We start from the raw sequence: 19412 nt of genomic DNA on the forward strand, positions 1-19412 counted from the left end.
GATGGTACGCCGGATGAAATGAAAGCGACAATCTCACAAAAAACAGTTTCGTTTGTTGCAGCAGAGAAAATACCAACAGCGTTATTAAAAGGATTGCCACATGTGACGAGAGTGCAGTTTCATGAAGCGCGTATTATTTTAACGACGGATGATACAGATGCTACATTGCGAGCAATATTTAAGAAAGATTTACCTATTATGGATATTGCAGTTGAGCGCGGAAGTTTGGACGAAGCATTTGAACAGTTTGTCGCAAATCAGAAGGGGGAAATCGCATGAGAGCATTATGGATGCAATGTAAAATAGAGATTTTACGTACGTTCCGTAATAAATTATTTATCTTTTTCTCATTATTAATGCCAGTTATGTTTTATTACATCTTTACAAATGTTGTTCAAGTCCCGCAAAACGGAGATGCTTGGAAAGCACATTATTTAATTTCAATGGCGACTTTCAGTATTGTAGGGACTGCACTTTTTAGTTTCGGTGTGAGACTTTCTCAGGAAAAAGGGCAAGGATGGACACATCTTTTAAAAATTACACCACTTCCAGAGGGGGCATATTTAGCAGCAAAGATTATTGCCCAAACAGTAGTGAATGCTTTTTCAATCTTAGTTATTTTTATGGCAGGAATATTAATTAATAATGTTGAGTTAACAGTAGGTCAATGGATTGGTGCCGGATTATGGTTATTATTAGGCGTGACACCATTTTTAGCACTCGGAACAGTAATAGGTTCAATTAAGAAGGCGGATGCAGCTGCTGGCCTGGCTAATATTTTAAATATGAGCTTAGCGGTAGTTGGCGGATTATGGATGCCGATAGAAGTATTCCCAAAAGTATTAAGGTCTATTGGAGAATGGACACCGACATATCATTTTGGTAGTGGGGCATGGGATATTGTAGCTGGGAAGTCAGTTGGGTGGGAAAATATAGCGGTACTAGGAGGTTATTTCCTTATATTTGTTGTAGTATCAATATATATAAGAAAAAGACAGGAAGCGGTATAAATGATAGAGAAGAAGAGGCTTGAAGTTTTTCCGAAACAGATGGGTTTCTTCCCGTATATGTGGCTCGTGTATTTATTATTTCCAATCTATAATTTAACGCAAGTATCAGGATGGAAGCTTGTAATAGGGATCGGTATGTTGATAGTCTTCACCGTCACATACCGTCAACTTTATTTTGTTAACAAAACGTTCATTTTGTGGGCGTGTATTCAAATGGTGCTCACATTCTCATTTGCTTTATTTTATAATCCYTTCATGATATTGTTCGGATATTTTACGGCGAGTGCGATGGGATTTGCACCAAGTAAGAAGGCATTTCGTGTGTTGTTATGTTTATTAGTTGTAATGCTTGGAGCTTTTATATTTGTAAATGTTAATCAACTAACAATCCCGAGTTTAGTGAATATCGTTCCGATGTTTATTTTAATGCTTCTTACGCCATTTGGAATGCGTAATTTTAATCAGAAAAAGATGTTAAGGAATCAACTAAACGAAGCAAACGAACAAATTAAAGACTTAGTAAAACGTGAGGAACGGCAGCGAATCGCAAGAGATCTTCATGATACGTTAGGGCATACGTTATCTCTTATTACTTTAAAAAGTCAGCTTGTGGAGAAATTGATTGTGAAGAATCCAGAACGCGCAAGTATAGAGGCGAAGGAGATTACGCAAACATCTCGTACTGCTTTAAAACAACTGCGCGAGTTAATTTCTGATATGCGTATGATTACAGTGGAAGAAGAACTTGAGCAAATAAAAGCAATTTTACAAGCGGCTAATATTGAATTAGAAGTAAAACAAGAAGCTAATTCTAGTTCGTTATCACCAATTGAACAAAATATTTTAGGAATGTGTTTGCGTGAGGCAGTTACGAATATTGTAAAGCATAGTAAGGCGACGGAGTGCATTGTATCTGTATTAGAATCGCAAGGTGAACTGATTTTGAAAGTAGAGGATAATGGCGTAGGTTTGGAAAATCAAAATCATGATGGAAACGGTATTCGCGGTATGAAGGAGCGGATCGCCCTTATTGATGGGTTTGTTGAACTGGGTACGATAAATCCAGGGACACTATTAATAGTAAAAGTACCAGTTGTTATTAGAACAGGAAAAGATGAGGTGAGGGCATGATTCGAATTATTATTGCAGAAGATCAGCGAATGCTTCGTGGTGCGTTAGGAGCCCTGCTTGATCTAGAGGATGATATTGAAGTAGTTGGTCAGGCTGCGAATGGGGAAGAGGCGTTAAAATTAATCGAATCGCTAAGGCCTGATATAAGTATTATGGATATTGAAATGCCGATTCAAAGTGGTTTAGATGTTGCTGAAGCGCTGAAGAAGGAAAAGTCACCTTGTAAAGTAATGATTTTAACAACATTTGCACGACCAGGTTATTTTGAACGGGCAATGAAAACTGGTGTTCACGGGTATTTATTAAAGGATAGCCCAAGCGAGGACTTAGCTTCAGCAATTCGAAATGTCATGAAAGGGAAGCGAGAAATTTCGCAGGAGCTAATGTTTGGCTTATGGCAGGAACAAAATCCGCTATCAGATCGTGAAAAAGAAGTGCTGGTACTTGCGAAAGAAGGAAAGACTACAAATGAAATTGCTAAGATGCTCTATCTTTCGCCTGGTACAGTGCGTAATTATATTTCTGAAGTATTAGCAAAACTGGAAGCGAAAAATAGAATTGAGGCAATTACAATTGCGGAAGAAAAGGGATGGATATRAAAAGAAGTTTACCTATGAGTGGTAAACTTCTTTTTTGCTTATTTTCCTTGTTGTACTTCTACTACTTTACTAATTTTTGCTAGAGCCTTATATCCATGTGCTTGGAAAGCCTTTTCGAATTCTGTTGCTGTCATATTACCATATAAGTCTTTTGCAGCTTGTACAATGTGAGATTGAAGTGATTCAAAATCTTCTGCTGAAGTTGCGTAGTTTTGCAATGCACGCATAACAACTTTACTTACTTTTTCATTTCCTTGTCTTTGAACAGATATACCGTTATACGTTTTACCTTCAGCTAATTGATATAATACATGGCTGATAATTCCAGAATTCACGTGAGATTCTTGATCATTTCCATCATTATAGAAATCTTTTAAGTTTGTGTATAGTTTGTTGCCGCCGTCACCAATTTCCCCTGGGATGTCACGAATTGTTAGACCACCTAACGTATCACCCATAATCCAATTTCCTTTATCTTTCTTTACGTAATATTCTATTTGTGTACCCCAAAAATCTGCTAGACCTTCATTTAGCGCAGATGTTTCAGCACTTGGATATCGCACAATTTTATTTTTCGTCGTACCACTAAATACAGCATGTCCAAATTCATGAGCTGTTACGTCAAGAGCAGAGGTTAATTTTCCATTTAGCCCGTCACCAAAGACCATTTGATTCCAACCTGGATGCCAAAATGCATTTACATAGTTTTCTTTTACACCATCACTAACTTCAGTAGAATCAAATCCGTGGACGCTAGCAACAACTTTTGAGTCTTTATTATCGTAACTTTTCAGATTATGTTCTTTCTTAAAATAGTCGTAAATATCACTCATATTTTTCATAACACCAGCTGCTTCTTTATCTAAGAAGTTAGAGTTATCGCTTGAAATAAGTGTCCCAGGATAACCAGCTTGGCTATCGCCACCAAGGGAATCAGCGTAGTTTGCGTTGTAAATATAAATACCATTTCCGCGGGATAAATCAGCTAAATAAAATTTTCCATCAGAGCCTTTCGCAATATTAAATAATACATTTTCTTGTAGCGCATTTTTCCCAGTTCCTTGTTCTTTCGCTGGTGATAGTTTAGGTGCTGTTACTTGATTAATAGTTTTATTCTCTTTATTTTTAATAAACTTTTCTTGGAAAAGTACTTCACCAGTTTGTAAGTCCATGATTGCATTTCCGTTTATAACTTGTTCATTGTTTTCATAAGTAAATGTAAGGACCGTTGCGTATGTATAGTAGCCATCTTTTTTCTTATAAACTACCGTTTCGCTAGAAAATTCTGTTTCTGTCGCATCACTTGGAATTTGAAGTATATTGCGTAATTTAGATTTTACTTCATTTTTCGACAAAAAATTTGTTATAGTAAGATTAAGTTGTTGGTCTAAATTTTGGGCAACTTTACCACTAACAGTTGTAATTACTCCATTTTTATCTACTTTTACAATGAGATCTTGACCATATACTTTATAGTTTTTGTATGTTTGTGCAAGGCGTAATTCGGTTTGATTTTCTTTTGTTTCTTTATTTGTAGGYTGRRAATCKACATTCWTTTCAGTWGTAACTTGCTCTTGTTGAGCTTTAGCCCCATTTACCTCACCTTTTAAATACTTTTTAGCAATATTCTCTTTTGTATCGTTTTGAGGTTGTGTTAATTTTCCGATTGTTAAACCAGGCTGAGCAATTTCAACTTTTACTTCATTTTTATCTAATTCTTGAGCGTGAATAACTTCTGTTGATAAAGGACAAAGAAGACCGAATGTAACGAAAGCACTAGCAAGTTTTCTATAATTCATCTATAACACTCCTAATCTTGTATTGTGTATGTGAGATGAATTGTATGAGGAATTTGCCGAATTTTATATATATTATGCATTATTTCATATCAAAAATTGTCGAATGCACATTATTGTAGTGGTATGACAACTTAAAAAATTAGATTGTTATAATGGGACGGTGAGYAAGTATGCACGCAGAAAAACTAGGAAGCGAAATAAAGAAAATTAGGGGAATGAGAGGATTAACACAAAAACGGTTATCCGATAATATATGTCACCAATCGGAAGTGAGCCGAATTGAATCGGGCGCGGTATACCCAAGTATGGATATATTGCAAGGTATTGCRGCRAAATTACAAGTTCCCATTATTCATTTTTATGAGGTACTCATTTATTCCGATATTGAGAAGAAAAAGCAGTTTAAAGATCAAATTATTGTACTTTGTAAGCAAAAGAAATATAAAGAAATTTATAATAAAGTATGGAATGAGCTGAAAAAGGAAGAATATCACCCTGAGTTTCAGCAGTTTCTTCAATGGCAATATCATGTATCTGCGTATGTGTTGAAGAAGATTGATTATGAATATTGTATTCTAGAGTTAAAAAAGCTACTAAATCAACAATTAAATGGGATAGATATGTATCAAAATCTTTATATAGAAAATGCAATTGCAAATATTTATGCTGAAAATGGCTATTTTAAGAAGAGCATTGAGTTATTTGAAGATATATTAAAACAATTAGAGGCATTGCATGATAATGAAGAATTTGACGTGAAGGTAAGGTATAATCATGCAAAAGCATTATACTTAGATGATCAATATGAAGAGTCACTTTATCAAGTAAATAAAGCGATTGAAATATCGTGCCGAATTAATAGTATGGCATTAATTGGACAGCTATATTATCAAAGAGGTGAATGCCTAGGGAAGTTGGAGTATGATGGGGCAGAGATTGAAGATGCATATAAAAAGGCAAGTTTCTTTTTTGATATATTAGAAATGCATGCATATAAAGAAGCGCTCGCAAATAAAATTAGTAGATAAAAAGCCTAAAAAGTGGATATGCATAATTGCATACGATATGGATAAATTTTCATGATATATTWAAAGAAAAAACGTGGGTGATGGAATATGAAGAAACTACTTATTGGTAGTCTATTAACGTTAGCGATGGCATGGGGTATTTCACTAGGGGATACAGCTTTAGAGAAAAGCCAAGTAATTTCTCATAACGATCAAGAGGTACAATTAGCTGCGGATCTACCTTTTGAATATTAAAAAAACAACCGTCTTACTTAGACGGTTGTTTTTTTGTGGAGTAACATCCAAACATCTTTACTAGAAACAGGTTTGCTAAAGAGGAATCCTTGAATATGGTCACAGTTTTGTTCATGTAAAAACTTCCATTGTTCTTCTGTTTCTACACCTTCCGCAATAACCTCTAAATTTAATTCTTTCGATAGCTTAATAATGGAAGCGATAATCGCTTCTTCTAAAGGGCTATTTGTAATTCCACAAATAAATTCTCGAGCAATTTTTAATGTATTGATTGGATATTTCGTTAAATAAGCTAAAGAACTATAACCAGTTCCAAAGTCATCAATTGAAATTTGGATACCGAGATTTTGAAGTTCTTCTAGTTTAGCAATTACAGAATGATTTTGATTAATTGCGATACTTTCTGTAATCTCAATATCTAGCGCTTCCGGCTTTAGTTCTGTTTCTTCCAAGACCTTTGAAATAGTTGGGATTAAATCTGAACGGTTAAATTGAACAACAGATAAATTCACACCAACCTTTAAGTGAGAAAACCCTTGGTTATGCCACTTCTTTGCTTCTAAGCAGGCKGTACGTAARATCCAATTRCCAAGTTCAATAATAAATCCTGTYTCCTCTGCTAGAGGRATGAATTGGGCAGGYGATACAATTCCGAGTTTTGGGTGTTTCCAACGAATTAACGCCTCRAAACCGATAATTTGTTTTGTTTTTGTRTTTACTTGTGGCTGGTATTCAAGGAAAAATTCATTTTGTTGTAGTGCTTTTGAAAGCTCACCTTCTAGGAAGTGTATTTCATTTTGCGCAATACTCATTTCTTTTGAGAAGAAAACGAATCTGTTTTTTCCATTTGCTTTTGCTCGATACATAGCCATATCTGCATTTTTCATTAATTCGGTTACATCGGTTCCATAGTCAGGGTACATTGCAATTCCGATACTCGGTGTAACAGAAAGTTCTTCATCTTTAATAAAGTAAGGCTTATTTAAGATAGTTAAAATTTGTTCAGCTATAAAAGAAGCACTTTTTTCAGAGTACATATCTGGTAATAGAATCGTAAATTCATCTCCGCCTTGGCGGGCAACGATATCTTTTGAACGTAAACATCCACGTAATCTTTTTGCTACTTCAATTAATAATAAATCCCCGACATCATGGCCGAGTCGATCGTTAATTTTTTTAAATCGATCTAGGTCGAGGAACATAACCGCAACGTCATTAGTGTTGTTTTGAGCTAGATTTAAAATCGTTTTTAAATCTTTTTCGAATTTCCGTCGATTCGGTAGTCCTGTAAGTGCATCATGGAAAGCCATATGCTCTACTTGCTTTTGTTTTTCATATAAAGTTGTAATATCACGTGCGATACCAAACATCCCAACAACTTCTTTATTTATAAAAATAGGGATGAATGTAATGTGAAGGTGATAATAATAGCCTTCTTTTTCTTTTGTACGAATTTCTAGAGTTTGTGGTCTACCTTCTTTTGTAATTTGTAAAGATTTCTTCAATAATTCATGATCTTGTGGATCAATGAAGTGTTGAAGAGAATAGCTTGTTACTTCACAATAATAGGCTGTAAATAAACTTTCACAAGCCTTATTAGATTGTTGAAAAATCCCGTTCATATTTAAAGAAAAAACAGCATCAGGATGATCCTCGAATAAAGATTTATAACGTTGTTCACTTTTTGATAGTGCAGATGCGCCTTCTTCAACTTTACCTTCTAGTTGTGTAGTCAACTGTTCGTACGTATCGATTAATACTTGATTATCTTTCCACATGTAAAGTTGTCGTAGGAATAATAAGATAAGTGATAATACGAGACCGATTAACATGAACTTATCATCCCAAGGTTGAATGACAATAAAGGAAAAAGTAATGATTATACTAAAATAAGGTAATATAAAGCGTACATAATCGAATCGATAATATTTMGTYTTMGTTTCATGTTGCATTGGTTTATCYAAAATGTAYAGTATGGACGATAAACCGATTAATAAAATTGAAGCAGTATGTATTAAATAAGAGACTTCAGAAGAAGTTTCCATTCCTGATCTTAACTGGAACAGGTGTATATATCCGTAAACAAGTATGATAGTGAAGCCGACAATTAATGAGATTCTACTAGAAGAATACTGTTCTCTTCTATATAAGCTAATAACGGCGTAAATTACTAATGATTGTGCAATGAAATATCCAATTAAAACCCATGTATCTGTTGTTAACATACGAAAGCTTGAAATGTCTAAAATAAAGGTTAAGGTAAAGTAAATATTCATAATAACAATAAAGATGCTATCGAATGAAAATTGAGCAAGGCCTCTAATAGAGTAATGTTTTATAAACTTTATAGCAAAGCCAGAAAAGAGCAAAATATATTGTATGATGAAGAAAGGCAATGCCTTATATGAGAATATGACTTGATCATATATAGAAAGTGAATGAAGAAATAAAGTTATCTCCATAGCTAATCCACATATACAAGTGCATAGTACTAGAACCCAAAATAGTTTGTCACCGTGCTTCATCTTCTTAATTGCTTTATATAAGCAATAGCAAGAAAAGAGTGCAGCAAAACAAAATAAGAAGAGAATTCCAATTTCTTTTATATTCAAGTCCTTAGGGATAAGGAATATCCAAAGAGAAAATATAATAATATACATCATGACAAATTGTACATATTTTTTTTGATTGATCATATAATGGCTCCGTTTCAATAAAGTTGAATCACAGGGGGAAAATGCTAATTTAAATAATAGCATATAAAACAGGAGCTTTTTTACTATAAGAAATACTTTTTGAAAAAAATAGCGCAACGTTACAATTTACCATTGTATTGTTGCGCCTTTTATTCTCTTCACTCCCCTTATAGAAGAGATTTCATCTATTAACTGAAGAAGTGCTAAATCCTTTTGTTTACTTTCAATCATAATATCGAAATCATGGTCAATTTTTTTTGTAATGTGTAAAAAGGGTTTAATAAATTCTAAATCAATATAATYTGCGTGRGCYCTAAATTCTTTTTCKGATYTAGGAGAAGAAATATGAACTTTAGGAAGGACATTTGTATGTGACCAAGTTTTAAATATCATAGGAAGTAATTCTTCTAGCGGTTCATTACAAAGGTTCGCTATGTGATGATGATAATCGAACACGAAAGGGATTTTTTCTTTTTGACAAATAGCCAAAGTTTCAGAAGTTGTATACGTTTTATCGTCATTTTCAAGAGTCATTTGTCTTTTTATATGGTAAGGGAGTTTTTGTATATTTTCATGAAAACATTCGATTGCCTTCTCCTTATTTCCATACGCACCACCTACATGGATATTAATGTAGGAAGAATCTGCAATTCCCATAGCATTTAACACATTATAATGATAGGTCATATCTGTAATAGCATTAGTTGTAATATGTGGTTTGTCGCTTGTAAATAGTGTGAATTGGTTGGGATGAAAACTTACGCGTAAATTGTTTTCTTGAATTAATGCTCCTATTTTACGCCATAGTGGAGCGAATATTTGAATGTAATCAAATTCAACTTCAGGATGTGTTGCAAGCGGGACGATAGAAGATGATAAACGATATAATGGAATTTCGTGTGCAATATTGTAATGAAGGATGCGTATTGTGTGTTCTAGATTTTGCAGTGTAACATTATATAATTTATCTTCACGCTCTTGTTTTTTTAGCTTTTTCCAGCTTGTAAATGTCATTGTTTTGGCAGGCGAACAGTCCCATAATGCCGTAGCATGTGAGACATATCCAAATCGAATTATCATATGTRATGCACCTCCTTGGCCCTTGAAATKTCTCTATAAAAAGAACGMGAGTATCGTTCCTATCCATTCCTTTCCTCTATCGATAATGGAGAGAGGGCTGACATCTTCAAAGGAAAGTAATAAGGAGCGTTCCAAATCTTCCTCGAATTTACGTTTTACTTCTTGTATGAAATGTTTATCGTATAAAAGGCAATTGATTTCATGGTTAATATATATACTTCTCATATCGAAATTAGCAGTTCCGATATCACAAGTATGATCGTCTACTATAATAATTTTTGCGTGGAAAAATCCTTGCTGAAAAGCGTAAATATTACAACCAGCTTGTATTAACTTTCGGCAATATGGGAATTTTGCTTCTCGAACGAGGGCGTGATCAGCTTTTTGTGGAACGAGAATAGTTATTTGAACCCCACGTTTTCGCGCTTTTAATAATGCATTCATAATTTTTTTTCCAGGAATAAAATATGGTGTACCGATAAAGAGTTCTTTTTTTGCGCTTTCGATTAAATGTAAAAATGTATTTTGTAAATAGGCACCATCAGTAGGGATGAAACGATGTAGAATGGTCCCTGGTTGTTGCATAGGAAAATAAAGAGATGAATCTAATAAATTTTGGTCTGTATCGTCGAGCCAATCATGTAAAAATTGTTTTTGTAAATCTTGTATCCCTTCTCCTGTAAGACGTAAATGATAATCTCGCCATAACCCTAACCTTTGATTATGCCCTAAATATTCTTCGCCAATGTTAAATCCACCAATATAACCAATTTTCCCGTCAATAACTGTAATTTTTCTATGGTTTCTTTGATTTGCAGAAAAGAAAGGAAAAGGAAATTTCACTTTATGACAAAATGAAAAAGAGACACCATGTTTTTGTAGGGAGTAAATCGCTTCTTTTGATAAATAATGACTTCCAAACCGGTCGAGTAAAAGTCTTACTTCAATTCCTTCTTGTGCTTTATCGATAAGTAACTTTAAAAACGTACGACTTATATCATCGTTTTTTACAATAAAAAATAAAACGTGCACATGGTGTTTAGCTTGTTTTATATCAGTAAAGAGAGCATCGTATAGATCATTTCCGTATGTATAAAGGCGAAAATCACTTTGACGTAAAGGGAAAGAACGAGAACGTACACGCTTTAAATGAACAATTCTCCCATATGAAAGGTCGATTGTAATCCAGAGAGCGCTGCCTAATAACAAGAGAGATAAGAAAAACATAAGTAAATTCCCTCCTTCACGGTCTTTTCACCATCAATTTTTTACAAATCAAAATTTCACTGTATCCCGCTATTTGCGGGCAGTAAGACTCCCACCTCAAAATTGGGTTAAAGCAAAGAAGTTGGTTGGGATTCGGGCTGCCCGTAAAAGCCCAATTGGTGAGGGCTAATAATCAGTAGGGAATAAACAGCTCCCTACTGATTAAAGTTTCACTTTATAGTTTCACCGAAATAAACAGCTTTATTAAAAAATGTGTTGTTGTATAACAAAAAACTGTTGACTGAATGCTCACTCATTATATAATGGGAATAGGGGATATAATTCAGAAAATTATATATTTTCGAAGATTCTAAAAAAGAAAGAGAGCTTACAAAGAGAGGGGTAGCATAAAATGAATAGCTTACTAATCATTAATTGGCTGGCTGCCATTGCTGTTATTGCTTATGCGGGGTATTTGTTTGTATATCTTATACGAACAAGGATGGCCTACATACAATTAGGAAAAAAGATTGAATTTGACCGTCGTTTTAAAGAGCGTTGGGATCTTCTTAAGGTCAATGTTTTCGGTCAGAAAAAGCTGCTGAAAGATAAAAAGAGCGGCATCATTCACGTTATGTTCTTTTACGGATTTATTCTTGTCCAATTTGGAGCAATTGACTTCGTTTGGAAAGGACTTGCACCAGGATCGCATCTTCCACTTGGACCACTATACCCTGCATTTACATTCTTCCAGGAAATTGTCACACTCGTTATTTTAATTGCAGTCTTTTGGGCTTTTCATAGACGCTATATTGAAAAGCTTGTTCGTTTGAAACGTAATTTTAAATCAGGCCTTGTTCTTATCTTTATTGGTGGCTTAATGATTTCTGTGCTACTTGGTAATGGAATGGGAATTATATGGCACGGCGAGGAGCTTTCATGGAGTGAACCGATCGCTTCTGCAATCGCTTACGTTTTCTCGGGATTAAATGAAACCGTAGCCATTTCAGTGTTCTATTTCTCTTGGTGGGTGCATTTACTAATTTTGTTAACGTTTTTAGTTTATGTTCCACAATCAAAACATGCGCATTTAATTGCTGGACCAGTTAACGTGTTTTTTGGTCGTCTTTCAAATCCGGGAAAACTTGAAAAAATTGATTTTGAAGATGAAACACAAGAAACATTCGGTGTTGGTAAAATTGAAGACTTTAGACAAAATCAACTTATCGACTTATATTCCTGCGTCGAATGTGGTCGTTGTACAAATATGTGTCCGGCAACAGGAACAGGGAAAATGTTATCACCGATGGATTTAATTTTAAAACTTCGTGATCATTTAACTGATAAAGGAGCAGCGGTAACATCAAAAGCACCGTGGGTTCCAGTTGTTGCTTTTAATAATACACAAGGAAATCAGTTAGCGATGATGGCAGCTGGAAAAGGACAACAAGAATCAGCGGCTACAGTGCTAGCGTACGACCCAAGTTTAATCGGAGACGTTATTACAGAAGAAGAGATTTGGGCATGTACAACGTGTCGTAACTGTGAGGACCAGTGCCCAGTTATGAATGAGCATGTTGACAAAATTATTGATTTACGCCGCTATCTCGTTTTAACAGAAGGAAAAATGGACGCGGAAGCGCAGCGTGCAATGACAAACATTGAGCGTCAAGGTAATCCGTGGGGACTGAACCGTAAAGAGCGTGAAACATGGCGCCAAGGTGACGATGAAGTAACAGTTCCAACTGTAAAGGAGAAATCAAAAGCTGGCGAAGAGTTTGAATACTTATTCTGGGTCGGATCAATGGGTTCGTATGACAACCGCAGTCAGAAGATTGCGATATCATTTGCGAAGCTAATGAACGAAGCAGGCATTTCATTCGCAATTCTTGGTAATAAGGAAAAGAACTCTGGTGATACACCGCGCCGCCTTGGAAATGAATTTGTATTCCAGGAAATGGCGAATAAAAATATTGAAGAATTTGAAAAAGCAGGAGTGAAGAAAATCGTTACGATTGACCCTCATGCTTATAACACTTTTAAAAATGAGTACCCGGACTTTGGCTTACAAGCAGAAGTCTATCATCATACAGAATTACTAGCCCGGTGGGTGAAGGAAGGTCGTTTAAAACCTGTCCATTCTATTGAAGAGACAGTTACGTACCATGATTCCTGTTACTTAGGAAGATACAACGAAGTATACGAAGCGCCGCGCGATATTCTAAAAGCAATTCCAGGTGTAAACCTTGTAGAAATGGCGCGTAACCGTGAAACGGGAATGTGCTGTGGTGCGGGTGGCGGCCTAATGTGGATGGAAGAAACGACAGGTTCTCGTATTAACGTTGCTCGTACAGAACAAGCGCTAGCTGTACAGCCGTCAATTATCGGTACAGGATGCCCGTATTGCTTAACGATGATTAGTGATGGCACGAAAGCGAAAGAAGTTGAAGAAACAGTTCAAACTTTGGACGTAACAGAGATTTTAGAACGCTCAGTTATCGGACAGAAGAAAGAAGCAATGTAGTTTGTAGGAATGCATTCAAATTTAGAAAGAGGTGCAAAAATTGCACCTCTTCTAGGCGCAAGGATACCGAGCGAGCGCTCGGTGCTAAAAAAAGAAATGGGGGAAAGAAACATGAGTAAAACAGTTATTTTAAGTGCTGCAAGAACACCGGTTGGAAAATTTGGAGGAACTTTAAAAGACGTGAAAGCAACAGAGCTTGGAGGAATCGCAATTAAGGCAGCGCTTGAAAGGGCGAATGTTTCCGCTAGTGATGTTGAAGAAGTTATATTTGGAACGGTTATCCAAGGAGGGCAAGGACAAATTCCATCACGCCAAGCAGCAAGAGCGGCCGGCATTCCTTGGGAAGTGCAGACAGAAACAGTAAATAAAGTTTGTGCATCAGGGCTTCGCGCAGTTACGTTAGCAGATCAAATTATTCGTACTGGTGATCAATCACTGATTGTAGCYGGTGGAATGGAATCGATGAGTAACAGCCCTTACATTTTACGAGGGGCAAGATGGGGATACAGAATGGGTAACAACGAAGTTATCGATTTAAACGTTGCAGACGGTTTAACATGCGCATTTTCAGGTATACACATGGGTGTTTATGGCGGAGAAGTTGCGAAGGAAGATGGAATCTCTCGCGAAGCACAAGATGAATGGGCATATCGTAGCCATCAACGTGCGGTYTCGGCACATAAAGAAGGGCGTTTTGAAGAGGAGATTGTACCAGTAACAATTCAGCAAAGAAAAGGTGATCCTATCGTCGTGGCTAAGGATGAGGCGCCACGCGCGGATACAACGATTGAAAAATTAGCGAAATTAAAGCCTGTATTTGATAAGACGTCAGCGGTGACRGCAGGTAATGCTCCGGGACTAAATGATGGCGGTGCTGCACTTGTATTAATGAGCGAGGACAGAGCGAAGCAAGAAGGAAGAAAACCATTAGCGACAATTTTGGCGCATACGGCGATTGCGGTAGAATCGAAGGATTTCCCAAGAACGCCAGGCTATGCAATTAATGAATTGCTGAAAAAGACAGGTAAGACAATTGAAGACATAGATCTATTTGAAATCAATGAGGCATTTGCGGCTGTAGCAATTGCAAGTACAGAAATCGCAGGGATCGATCCGGAAAAATTGAATGTAAATGGCGGTGCTGTAGCAATGGGGCATCCAATTGGAGCGAGCGGAGCACGTATTATCGTTACACTTATCCACGCACTGAAGCAGCGCGGCGGCGGAATTGGAATTGCTTCTATTTGTAGCGGTGGCGGTCAAGGTGATGCAGTGATGATTGAAGTTCACTAATTAAGATTAGAAGATATATAGTTTATTAACAATTAAGGGGGAAGAAAAAATGAGTGTACAAAAGATTGTTGTAATTGGTGCAGGGCAAATGGGTTCAGGTATCGCACAAGTGTGTGCAATGGCAGGCTATGATGTGAAAGTGCAAGATTTAAAGCAAGAGCAATTAGATAGAGGGCTAGCTGTTATTTCGAAAAATTTAGCCCGCCAAGTAGAAAAAGGCCGTATGAAGGAAGAAGAGAAAGATGCGACTTTAAATCGTCTTACATGGACGCTTGATTTAAATAGTGTCAAAGAAGCTGATCTTATTATTGAAGCAGCTGTTGAAAAAATGGATATTAAAAAGAAAATTTTTGCGAATTTAGATGAAATCGCTCCAGAACACGCAATTTTAGCGACGAATACGTCATCGTTACCAATTACGGAAATTGCAGCGGTAACGAAACGTCCTGAGAAAGTAATCGGCATGCACTTTATGAATCCAGTTCCAGTTATGAAACTCGTTGAAATTATTCGTGGTTTAGCTACAGATGATGCAGTGTACGAAACGATTGAGGATATTACGAAAAAAATCGGGAAAGTGCCAGTTGAAGTAAATGATTTCCCAGGGTTTGTATCGAACCGTATTTTATTACCGATGATTAACGAAGCGATTTATACGTTATACGAAGGAGTGGCGACGAAAGAAGCAATTGATGAAGTAATGAAACTCGGTATGAATCATCCGATGGGACCACTTACGTTAGCTGACTTTATCGGTTTAGATACGTGTTTATACATTATGGAAGTGTTGCATGAAGGATTAGGAGATAGTAAATATCGCCCATGTCCATTATTACGTAAGTATGTGAATGCAGGATGGTTAGGACGTAAAACGGGTCGTGGTTTCTACGTTTACGAATAAAGGCCTCCCTTTATTGAAGTAGTGGTCTTACCAGATTGTTAAAAAGATATATAGCAAACGGAGGCGAAGTACATGAATTTTCACTTTACTGAAGAGCAACAAATGATGAGGAAAATGGTTCGAGATTTTGCACAGAAGGAAATAGCTCCCTTTGTTCCTAGTATGGAACAAGGGGTGTTCCCGAAAGAGATTTTGCAAAAGATGGGTGAGCTTGGACTAATGGGTATTCCAGCGCCTGCAAAATATGGCGGGGCAGAAATGGATTTTATTTCTTACATTCTAGCAATTGAGGAAATTTCAAAGGTAAGTGCAACGGTTGGTGTAATTTTGGCTGTACATACGTCAGTTGGAATGAATCCGATTTTATACTTCGGAACAGAAGAACAGAAGCAGAAATATGTTTCTAAACTGGCGACTGGTGAATATTTAGGCGCATTTGCTCTAACAGAACCGAATGCAGGATCAGATGCAGGTAGTTTGAAATCAAGAGCTGTAAAGAAAGACGATCACTACATCATTAATGGATCGAAAGTCTTTATTACAAATGGTGGTGAAGCAAGTACATATATCGTCTTCGCGTCTACAAATCCAGATGCGGGGAAAAGCGGGATTTCAGCATTTATAGTAGAGAAAGATACACCAGGCTTAATCATCGGAAAAGATGAGCATAAGATGGGTCTTCTTGGTTCTCGTACAGTGCAACTTACGTTTGAAGATATGAAAGTGCCGGTCGAGAATTTACTTGGTGAAGAAGGACAAGGATTTAAGGTGGCGATGGCGAATTTAGATGTTGGGCGAATTGGAATCGGAGCGCAAGCATTAGGAATCGCGGAAGCGGCGCTTGCATGTGCGATTGATTATGCGAAAGAGCGTGAGCAATTCGGAAAGCCAATTGCGGCGCAGCAAGGACTCGGATTCAAACTTGCAGATATGGCAACAAGTGTAGAAGCATCGCGATTACTTGTATACAGAGCAGCATCGCTAAGAGCACAAGGATTACCATGCGGTAAAGAAGCTTCTATTGCGAAATTATTTGCTTCTAAGACGGCTGTTGAAGTTGCGATTGAAGCGGTGCAAGTATTTGGTGGTTATGGTTATACGAAAGATTATCCAGTAGAAAGATTTTTCCGTGATGCGAAGATCACACAAATATATGAAGGAACGAGCGAAATACAAAAGCTTGTAATTAGTCGAGCTTTATAAAAAGGCAGAGGGGGAGACGGGAATGCATTTTAAATTATCAGAAGAACATGAAATGATAAGAAAAATGGTTCGGGATTTTGCAAGGAATGAAGTAGCACCGACAGCAGCAGAGCGTGATGAGGAAGAGCGATTTGATCGCGCTTTATTCGATCAAATGGCAGAGCTTGGTTTAACCGGTATTCCGTGGCCTGAAGAATACGGCGGAATTGGAAGCGATTACTTGGCGTATGTAATTGCCGTTGAAGAATTATCCCGCGTTTGTGCTTCTACAGGTGTAACGTTGTCTGCACATACTTCACTTGCTGGATGGCCAATTTTTAAATTTGGAACGGAAGAGCAAAAACAAAAGTTTTTGCGCCCAATGGCTGAAGGGAAGAAAATTGGTGCATATGGCTTAACAGAACCAAGCTCTGGATCAGATGCTGGTGGAATGAGGACGACTGCAAAACGAGATGGAGACCATTACATTTTAAATGGTTCGAAAATCTTTATTACAAATGGCGGCATTGCTGATATTTATGTTGTTTTTGCATTAACAGATCCTGATTCGAAGCAGCGCGGCACGAGTGCATTTATTGTGGAGAGTGATACGCTAGGATTTTCGGTTGGGAAGAAGGAAAGTAAGCTAGGAATTCGTTCTTCGCCAACGACTGAAATTATATTTGAAGACTGCCGTATTCCTGTAGAGAATTTACTAGGGGAAGAGGGCCAAGGRTTTAAAGTTGCGATGCAGACATTAGATGGCGGCCGTAATGGTATTGCGGCACAAGCAGTCGGTATTGCACAATCCGCTTTAGATGCTTCTGTAGAATATGCAAGAGAACGTCATCAGTTTGGGAAGCCAATTGCGGCGCAACAAGGAATTGGCTTTAAACTTGCGGATATGGCAACGGATGTAGAGGCAGCGCGTCTTTTAACATATCAAGCGGCTTGGCTTGAATCTGAAGGGCTTCCGTATGGGAAAGAGTCAGCGATGTCAAAAGTATTTGCAGGTGATACAGCGATGAAGGTAACGACTGAAGCGGTACAAGTATTTGGTGGTTATGGTTATACGAAAGATTATCCAGTAGAGCGTTATATGCGCGATGCAAAGATTACACAAATATATGAGGGAACACAAGAGATTCAAAGGCTTGTAATTTCTCGTATGTTAACGAAGTAGGAACAAAAGCGTAGGTATTTTCCTACGCTTTTTACTTCCAAAAATAATAGAGAGAGGTGAAGGGATGGTTAAACATAATGTACATGCGTCAGTGAAAGATGAAAAATTAGTTGCGTTAAGACGTGAACAAATGATTAAAGGTGCGGTGCAGCTGTTTAAGCAAAAAGGATTCCCACGTACAACAACGAGAGAAATTGCGAAAGCGGCTGGATTTAGTATCGGAACACTTTATGAGTATATTCGCACAAAAGATGATGTATTATATTTAGTTTGTGATAGTATTTATGAACATGTAAAAGAGCGGTTAGAGGAAGTAGTGTGTACAGAGAAGGGAAGTATAGAAAGCTTAAAGATAGCGATAATGAATTATTTTAAAGTGATGGATGAATTGCAAGAAGAAGTATTAATTATGTATCAAGAGGTACGTTTTTTACCGAAAGAATCACTCCCATATGTATTAGAAAAAGAGTTTCAAATGGTCGGGATGTTTGAGGATATTTTAGAGCAGTGTACGGAAAATGGGACATTTACACTAAATAAAAAGGAAATACAGCTTCTTGCACATAATATTTTCATACAGGGACAAATGTGGGGATTTAGACGTTGGGCCCTGCAAAAACTGTATACTCTCGAAGAATATACAGAAATGCAAATTAGGTATGTACTGCAAGGAGCACATATGTCTCCGAAATAAAGAATGGACAAATTATAATTTTATTGCCCGTAAATAGCGGGATAAAAGTTTCCCGTTTTTTTTGTAGCATATTTGTGCGACTTTTGTTTATAATGAATAGTATGGATTTTTTTAAGCAGACCGTTATATATAAGCTTATATTTGAAGAAAGGAAGTGCCGCATAAGTGGGTTTTAAGCAATATTCACCAGAAGAGCTAAAAGAATGTTCAATGATTGAAGTTGTACATAGTGTTTTAGGGACTAAAAGACAAGCAACGACATTCAACGAGTTGGTTCAAGAAATCGCTCAAGTGCTGGGACTATCTCAAGGGCAAGTTAATACGAAACTCGCACAATTTTATACAGATTTAAACATCGATGGACGTTTCATTAATTTAGGAGAAAATCGTTGGGGGCTACGTAGCTGGTACCCATATGAGCAAATTGATGAAGAAATTCTGCCTCAGCCAAAACCGAAGAAGAAACGTAAAGTTGAAGAAGACGGTTTTGACGACTACATTGAAGAAGATGATGTAGAAGAAGTAGAAGAAGAAGTAGAAGAAGATGTAGTAGATTTGGACAAAGTTCTTGAAGACGAAGACGCAGATGATGAAGATGATGATCTTGATGATTTAGAAGAAGATAATGAAGACTTCGCAGAAGAAGAACTTGAGTATGATGAAACTGAAGAAGAAGAAGAGGAAGAGCGGTAGTTCTTGACTTTTCATTATCGTCCATGTAGAATCATTTTTGGGCTCTTTAAAAAAAGACGATAATACTTTTAAAGTGTAAATATAAAAGAAAATTGCTCCCTACTTATTACTTTATGTGATGAGGGGAGCAATTTTCTTTTTTGTTTTTTGTTTAGAAAA

Annotated in this window: 16 protein-coding genes and 1 pseudogene; 13 read left to right on the forward strand and 4 right to left on the reverse strand. The window is 36.8% G+C overall.

All coding sequences use genetic code 11. The annotated features are described in order from the left end of the window. The 4 genes and pseudogenes from AC1DJR_RS00230 to AC1DJR_RS00245 form a co-directional block, all read left to right on the forward strand. Positions 1-279 (forward strand): annotated as a pseudogene (locus AC1DJR_RS00230) (ABC transporter ATP-binding protein); the annotation flags it as partial. Further along, entirely contained in the window at positions 276-1010 is a 735-nt protein-coding gene (locus AC1DJR_RS00235; RefSeq protein WP_429687961.1) for an ABC transporter permease, read from the forward strand. The pseudogene AC1DJR_RS00230 and the gene AC1DJR_RS00235, both read left to right, overlap by 4 nt. Further along, on the forward strand, positions 1011-2141 hold the full coding sequence (locus AC1DJR_RS00240) for a sensor histidine kinase (protein ID WP_429687962.1): 1131 nt from the start codon (positions 1011-1013) through the stop codon (positions 2139-2141). After that, the gene (locus AC1DJR_RS00245) at positions 2138-2740 is read left to right on the forward strand and encodes a response regulator transcription factor (protein ID WP_002089785.1); all 603 of its coding nucleotides are present in this window, start codon (positions 2138-2140) and stop codon (positions 2738-2740) included. Before AC1DJR_RS00240 ends, AC1DJR_RS00245 begins: the two co-directional genes overlap by 4 nt. 38 nt (positions 2741-2778) lie before the next feature. Here the strand turns inward: AC1DJR_RS00245 and AC1DJR_RS00250 are convergent, their stop codons facing one another. Further along, positions 2779-4539 (reverse strand): M4 family metallopeptidase, encoded by a 1761-nt coding sequence (locus AC1DJR_RS00250; RefSeq protein WP_477001829.1) that lies wholly within the window; start codon positions 4537-4539, stop codon positions 2779-2781. A gap of 170 nt (positions 4540-4709) precedes the next feature. Between AC1DJR_RS00250 and plcR the strand changes: the two genes are divergently transcribed. Continuing rightward, a complete protein-coding gene (gene plcR / locus AC1DJR_RS00255; protein ID WP_477001830.1) occupies positions 4710-5567 on the forward strand; it encodes a transcriptional regulator PlcR in 858 nt (285 codons plus the stop codon). Positions 5568-5654: 87 nt separating this feature from the next. After that, complete coding sequence (locus tag AC1DJR_RS00260; RefSeq protein WP_002034882.1) at positions 5655-5801, forward strand: quorum-sensing peptide PapR; 147 nt, start codon at positions 5655-5657, stop codon at positions 5799-5801. A 17-nt stretch (positions 5802-5818) separates the two neighbouring features. On the opposite strand, the gene AC1DJR_RS00265 is transcribed toward AC1DJR_RS00260, so the two are convergent. The 3 genes from AC1DJR_RS00265 to cls all read right to left on the reverse strand — a co-directional run bounded on the left by AC1DJR_RS00265 (position 5819) and on the right by cls (position 10804). Further along, on the reverse strand, positions 5819-8497 hold the full coding sequence (locus tag AC1DJR_RS00265) for a DUF4084 domain-containing protein (protein WP_429687964.1): 2679 nt from the start codon (positions 8495-8497) through the stop codon (positions 5819-5821). A 126-nt stretch (positions 8498-8623) separates the two neighbouring features. Continuing rightward, positions 8624-9577 (reverse strand): UV DNA damage repair endonuclease UvsE, encoded by a 954-nt coding sequence (gene uvsE, locus AC1DJR_RS00270; protein WP_477001831.1) that lies wholly within the window; start codon positions 9575-9577, stop codon positions 8624-8626. Between the two features lie 33 nt (positions 9578-9610). After that, positions 9611-10804, reverse strand: a complete 1194-nt coding sequence (gene cls, locus AC1DJR_RS00275) for a cardiolipin synthase (protein ID WP_477001832.1) — start codon at positions 10802-10804, stop codon at positions 9611-9613. 391 nt (positions 10805-11195) lie between these two features. Here cls and AC1DJR_RS00280 point away from each other — a divergent pair, with 391 nt between their 5' ends. The 7 genes from AC1DJR_RS00280 to rpoE all read left to right on the forward strand — a co-directional run bounded on the left by AC1DJR_RS00280 (position 11196) and on the right by rpoE (position 19253). Further along, the gene (locus tag AC1DJR_RS00280) at positions 11196-13307 is read left to right on the forward strand and encodes a (Fe-S)-binding protein (RefSeq protein ID WP_429687966.1); all 2112 of its coding nucleotides are present in this window, start codon (positions 11196-11198) and stop codon (positions 13305-13307) included. Between the two features lie 9 nt (positions 13308-13316). Then, positions 13317-14600, forward strand: a complete 1284-nt coding sequence (locus AC1DJR_RS00285; protein ID WP_078185032.1) for an acetyl-CoA C-acetyltransferase — start codon at positions 13317-13319, stop codon at positions 14598-14600. A gap of 49 nt (positions 14601-14649) precedes the next feature. Then, positions 14650-15501 carry a 3-hydroxybutyryl-CoA dehydrogenase gene (locus AC1DJR_RS00290; protein ID WP_002016322.1) on the forward strand — a complete coding sequence of 284 codons (852 nt, stop codon included), beginning with the start codon at positions 14650-14652 and terminating at the stop codon, positions 15499-15501. Between the two features lie 72 nt (positions 15502-15573). After that, the gene (locus tag AC1DJR_RS00295; RefSeq protein ID WP_113770389.1) at positions 15574-16704 is read left to right on the forward strand and encodes an acyl-CoA dehydrogenase; all 1131 of its coding nucleotides are present in this window, start codon (positions 15574-15576) and stop codon (positions 16702-16704) included. A gap of 22 nt (positions 16705-16726) precedes the next feature. Then, on the forward strand, positions 16727-17866 hold the full coding sequence (gene acdA / locus AC1DJR_RS00300) for an acyl-CoA dehydrogenase AcdA (protein ID WP_002016320.1): 1140 nt from the start codon (positions 16727-16729) through the stop codon (positions 17864-17866). Between the two features lie 64 nt (positions 17867-17930). Next, positions 17931-18560 carry a TetR/AcrR family transcriptional regulator gene (locus tag AC1DJR_RS00305; protein WP_002034889.1) on the forward strand — a complete coding sequence of 210 codons (630 nt, stop codon included), beginning with the start codon at positions 17931-17933 and terminating at the stop codon, positions 18558-18560. Between the two features lie 165 nt (positions 18561-18725). Further along, positions 18726-19253, forward strand: coding sequence for a DNA-directed RNA polymerase subunit delta (gene rpoE, locus AC1DJR_RS00310; protein WP_429687967.1), 528 nt, complete (start codon positions 18726-18728; stop codon positions 19251-19253). The last annotated feature ends 159 nt before the right edge of the window (positions 19254-19412 follow it).

It is taken from the genome of Bacillus sp. 05T31, assembly GCF_056396725.1.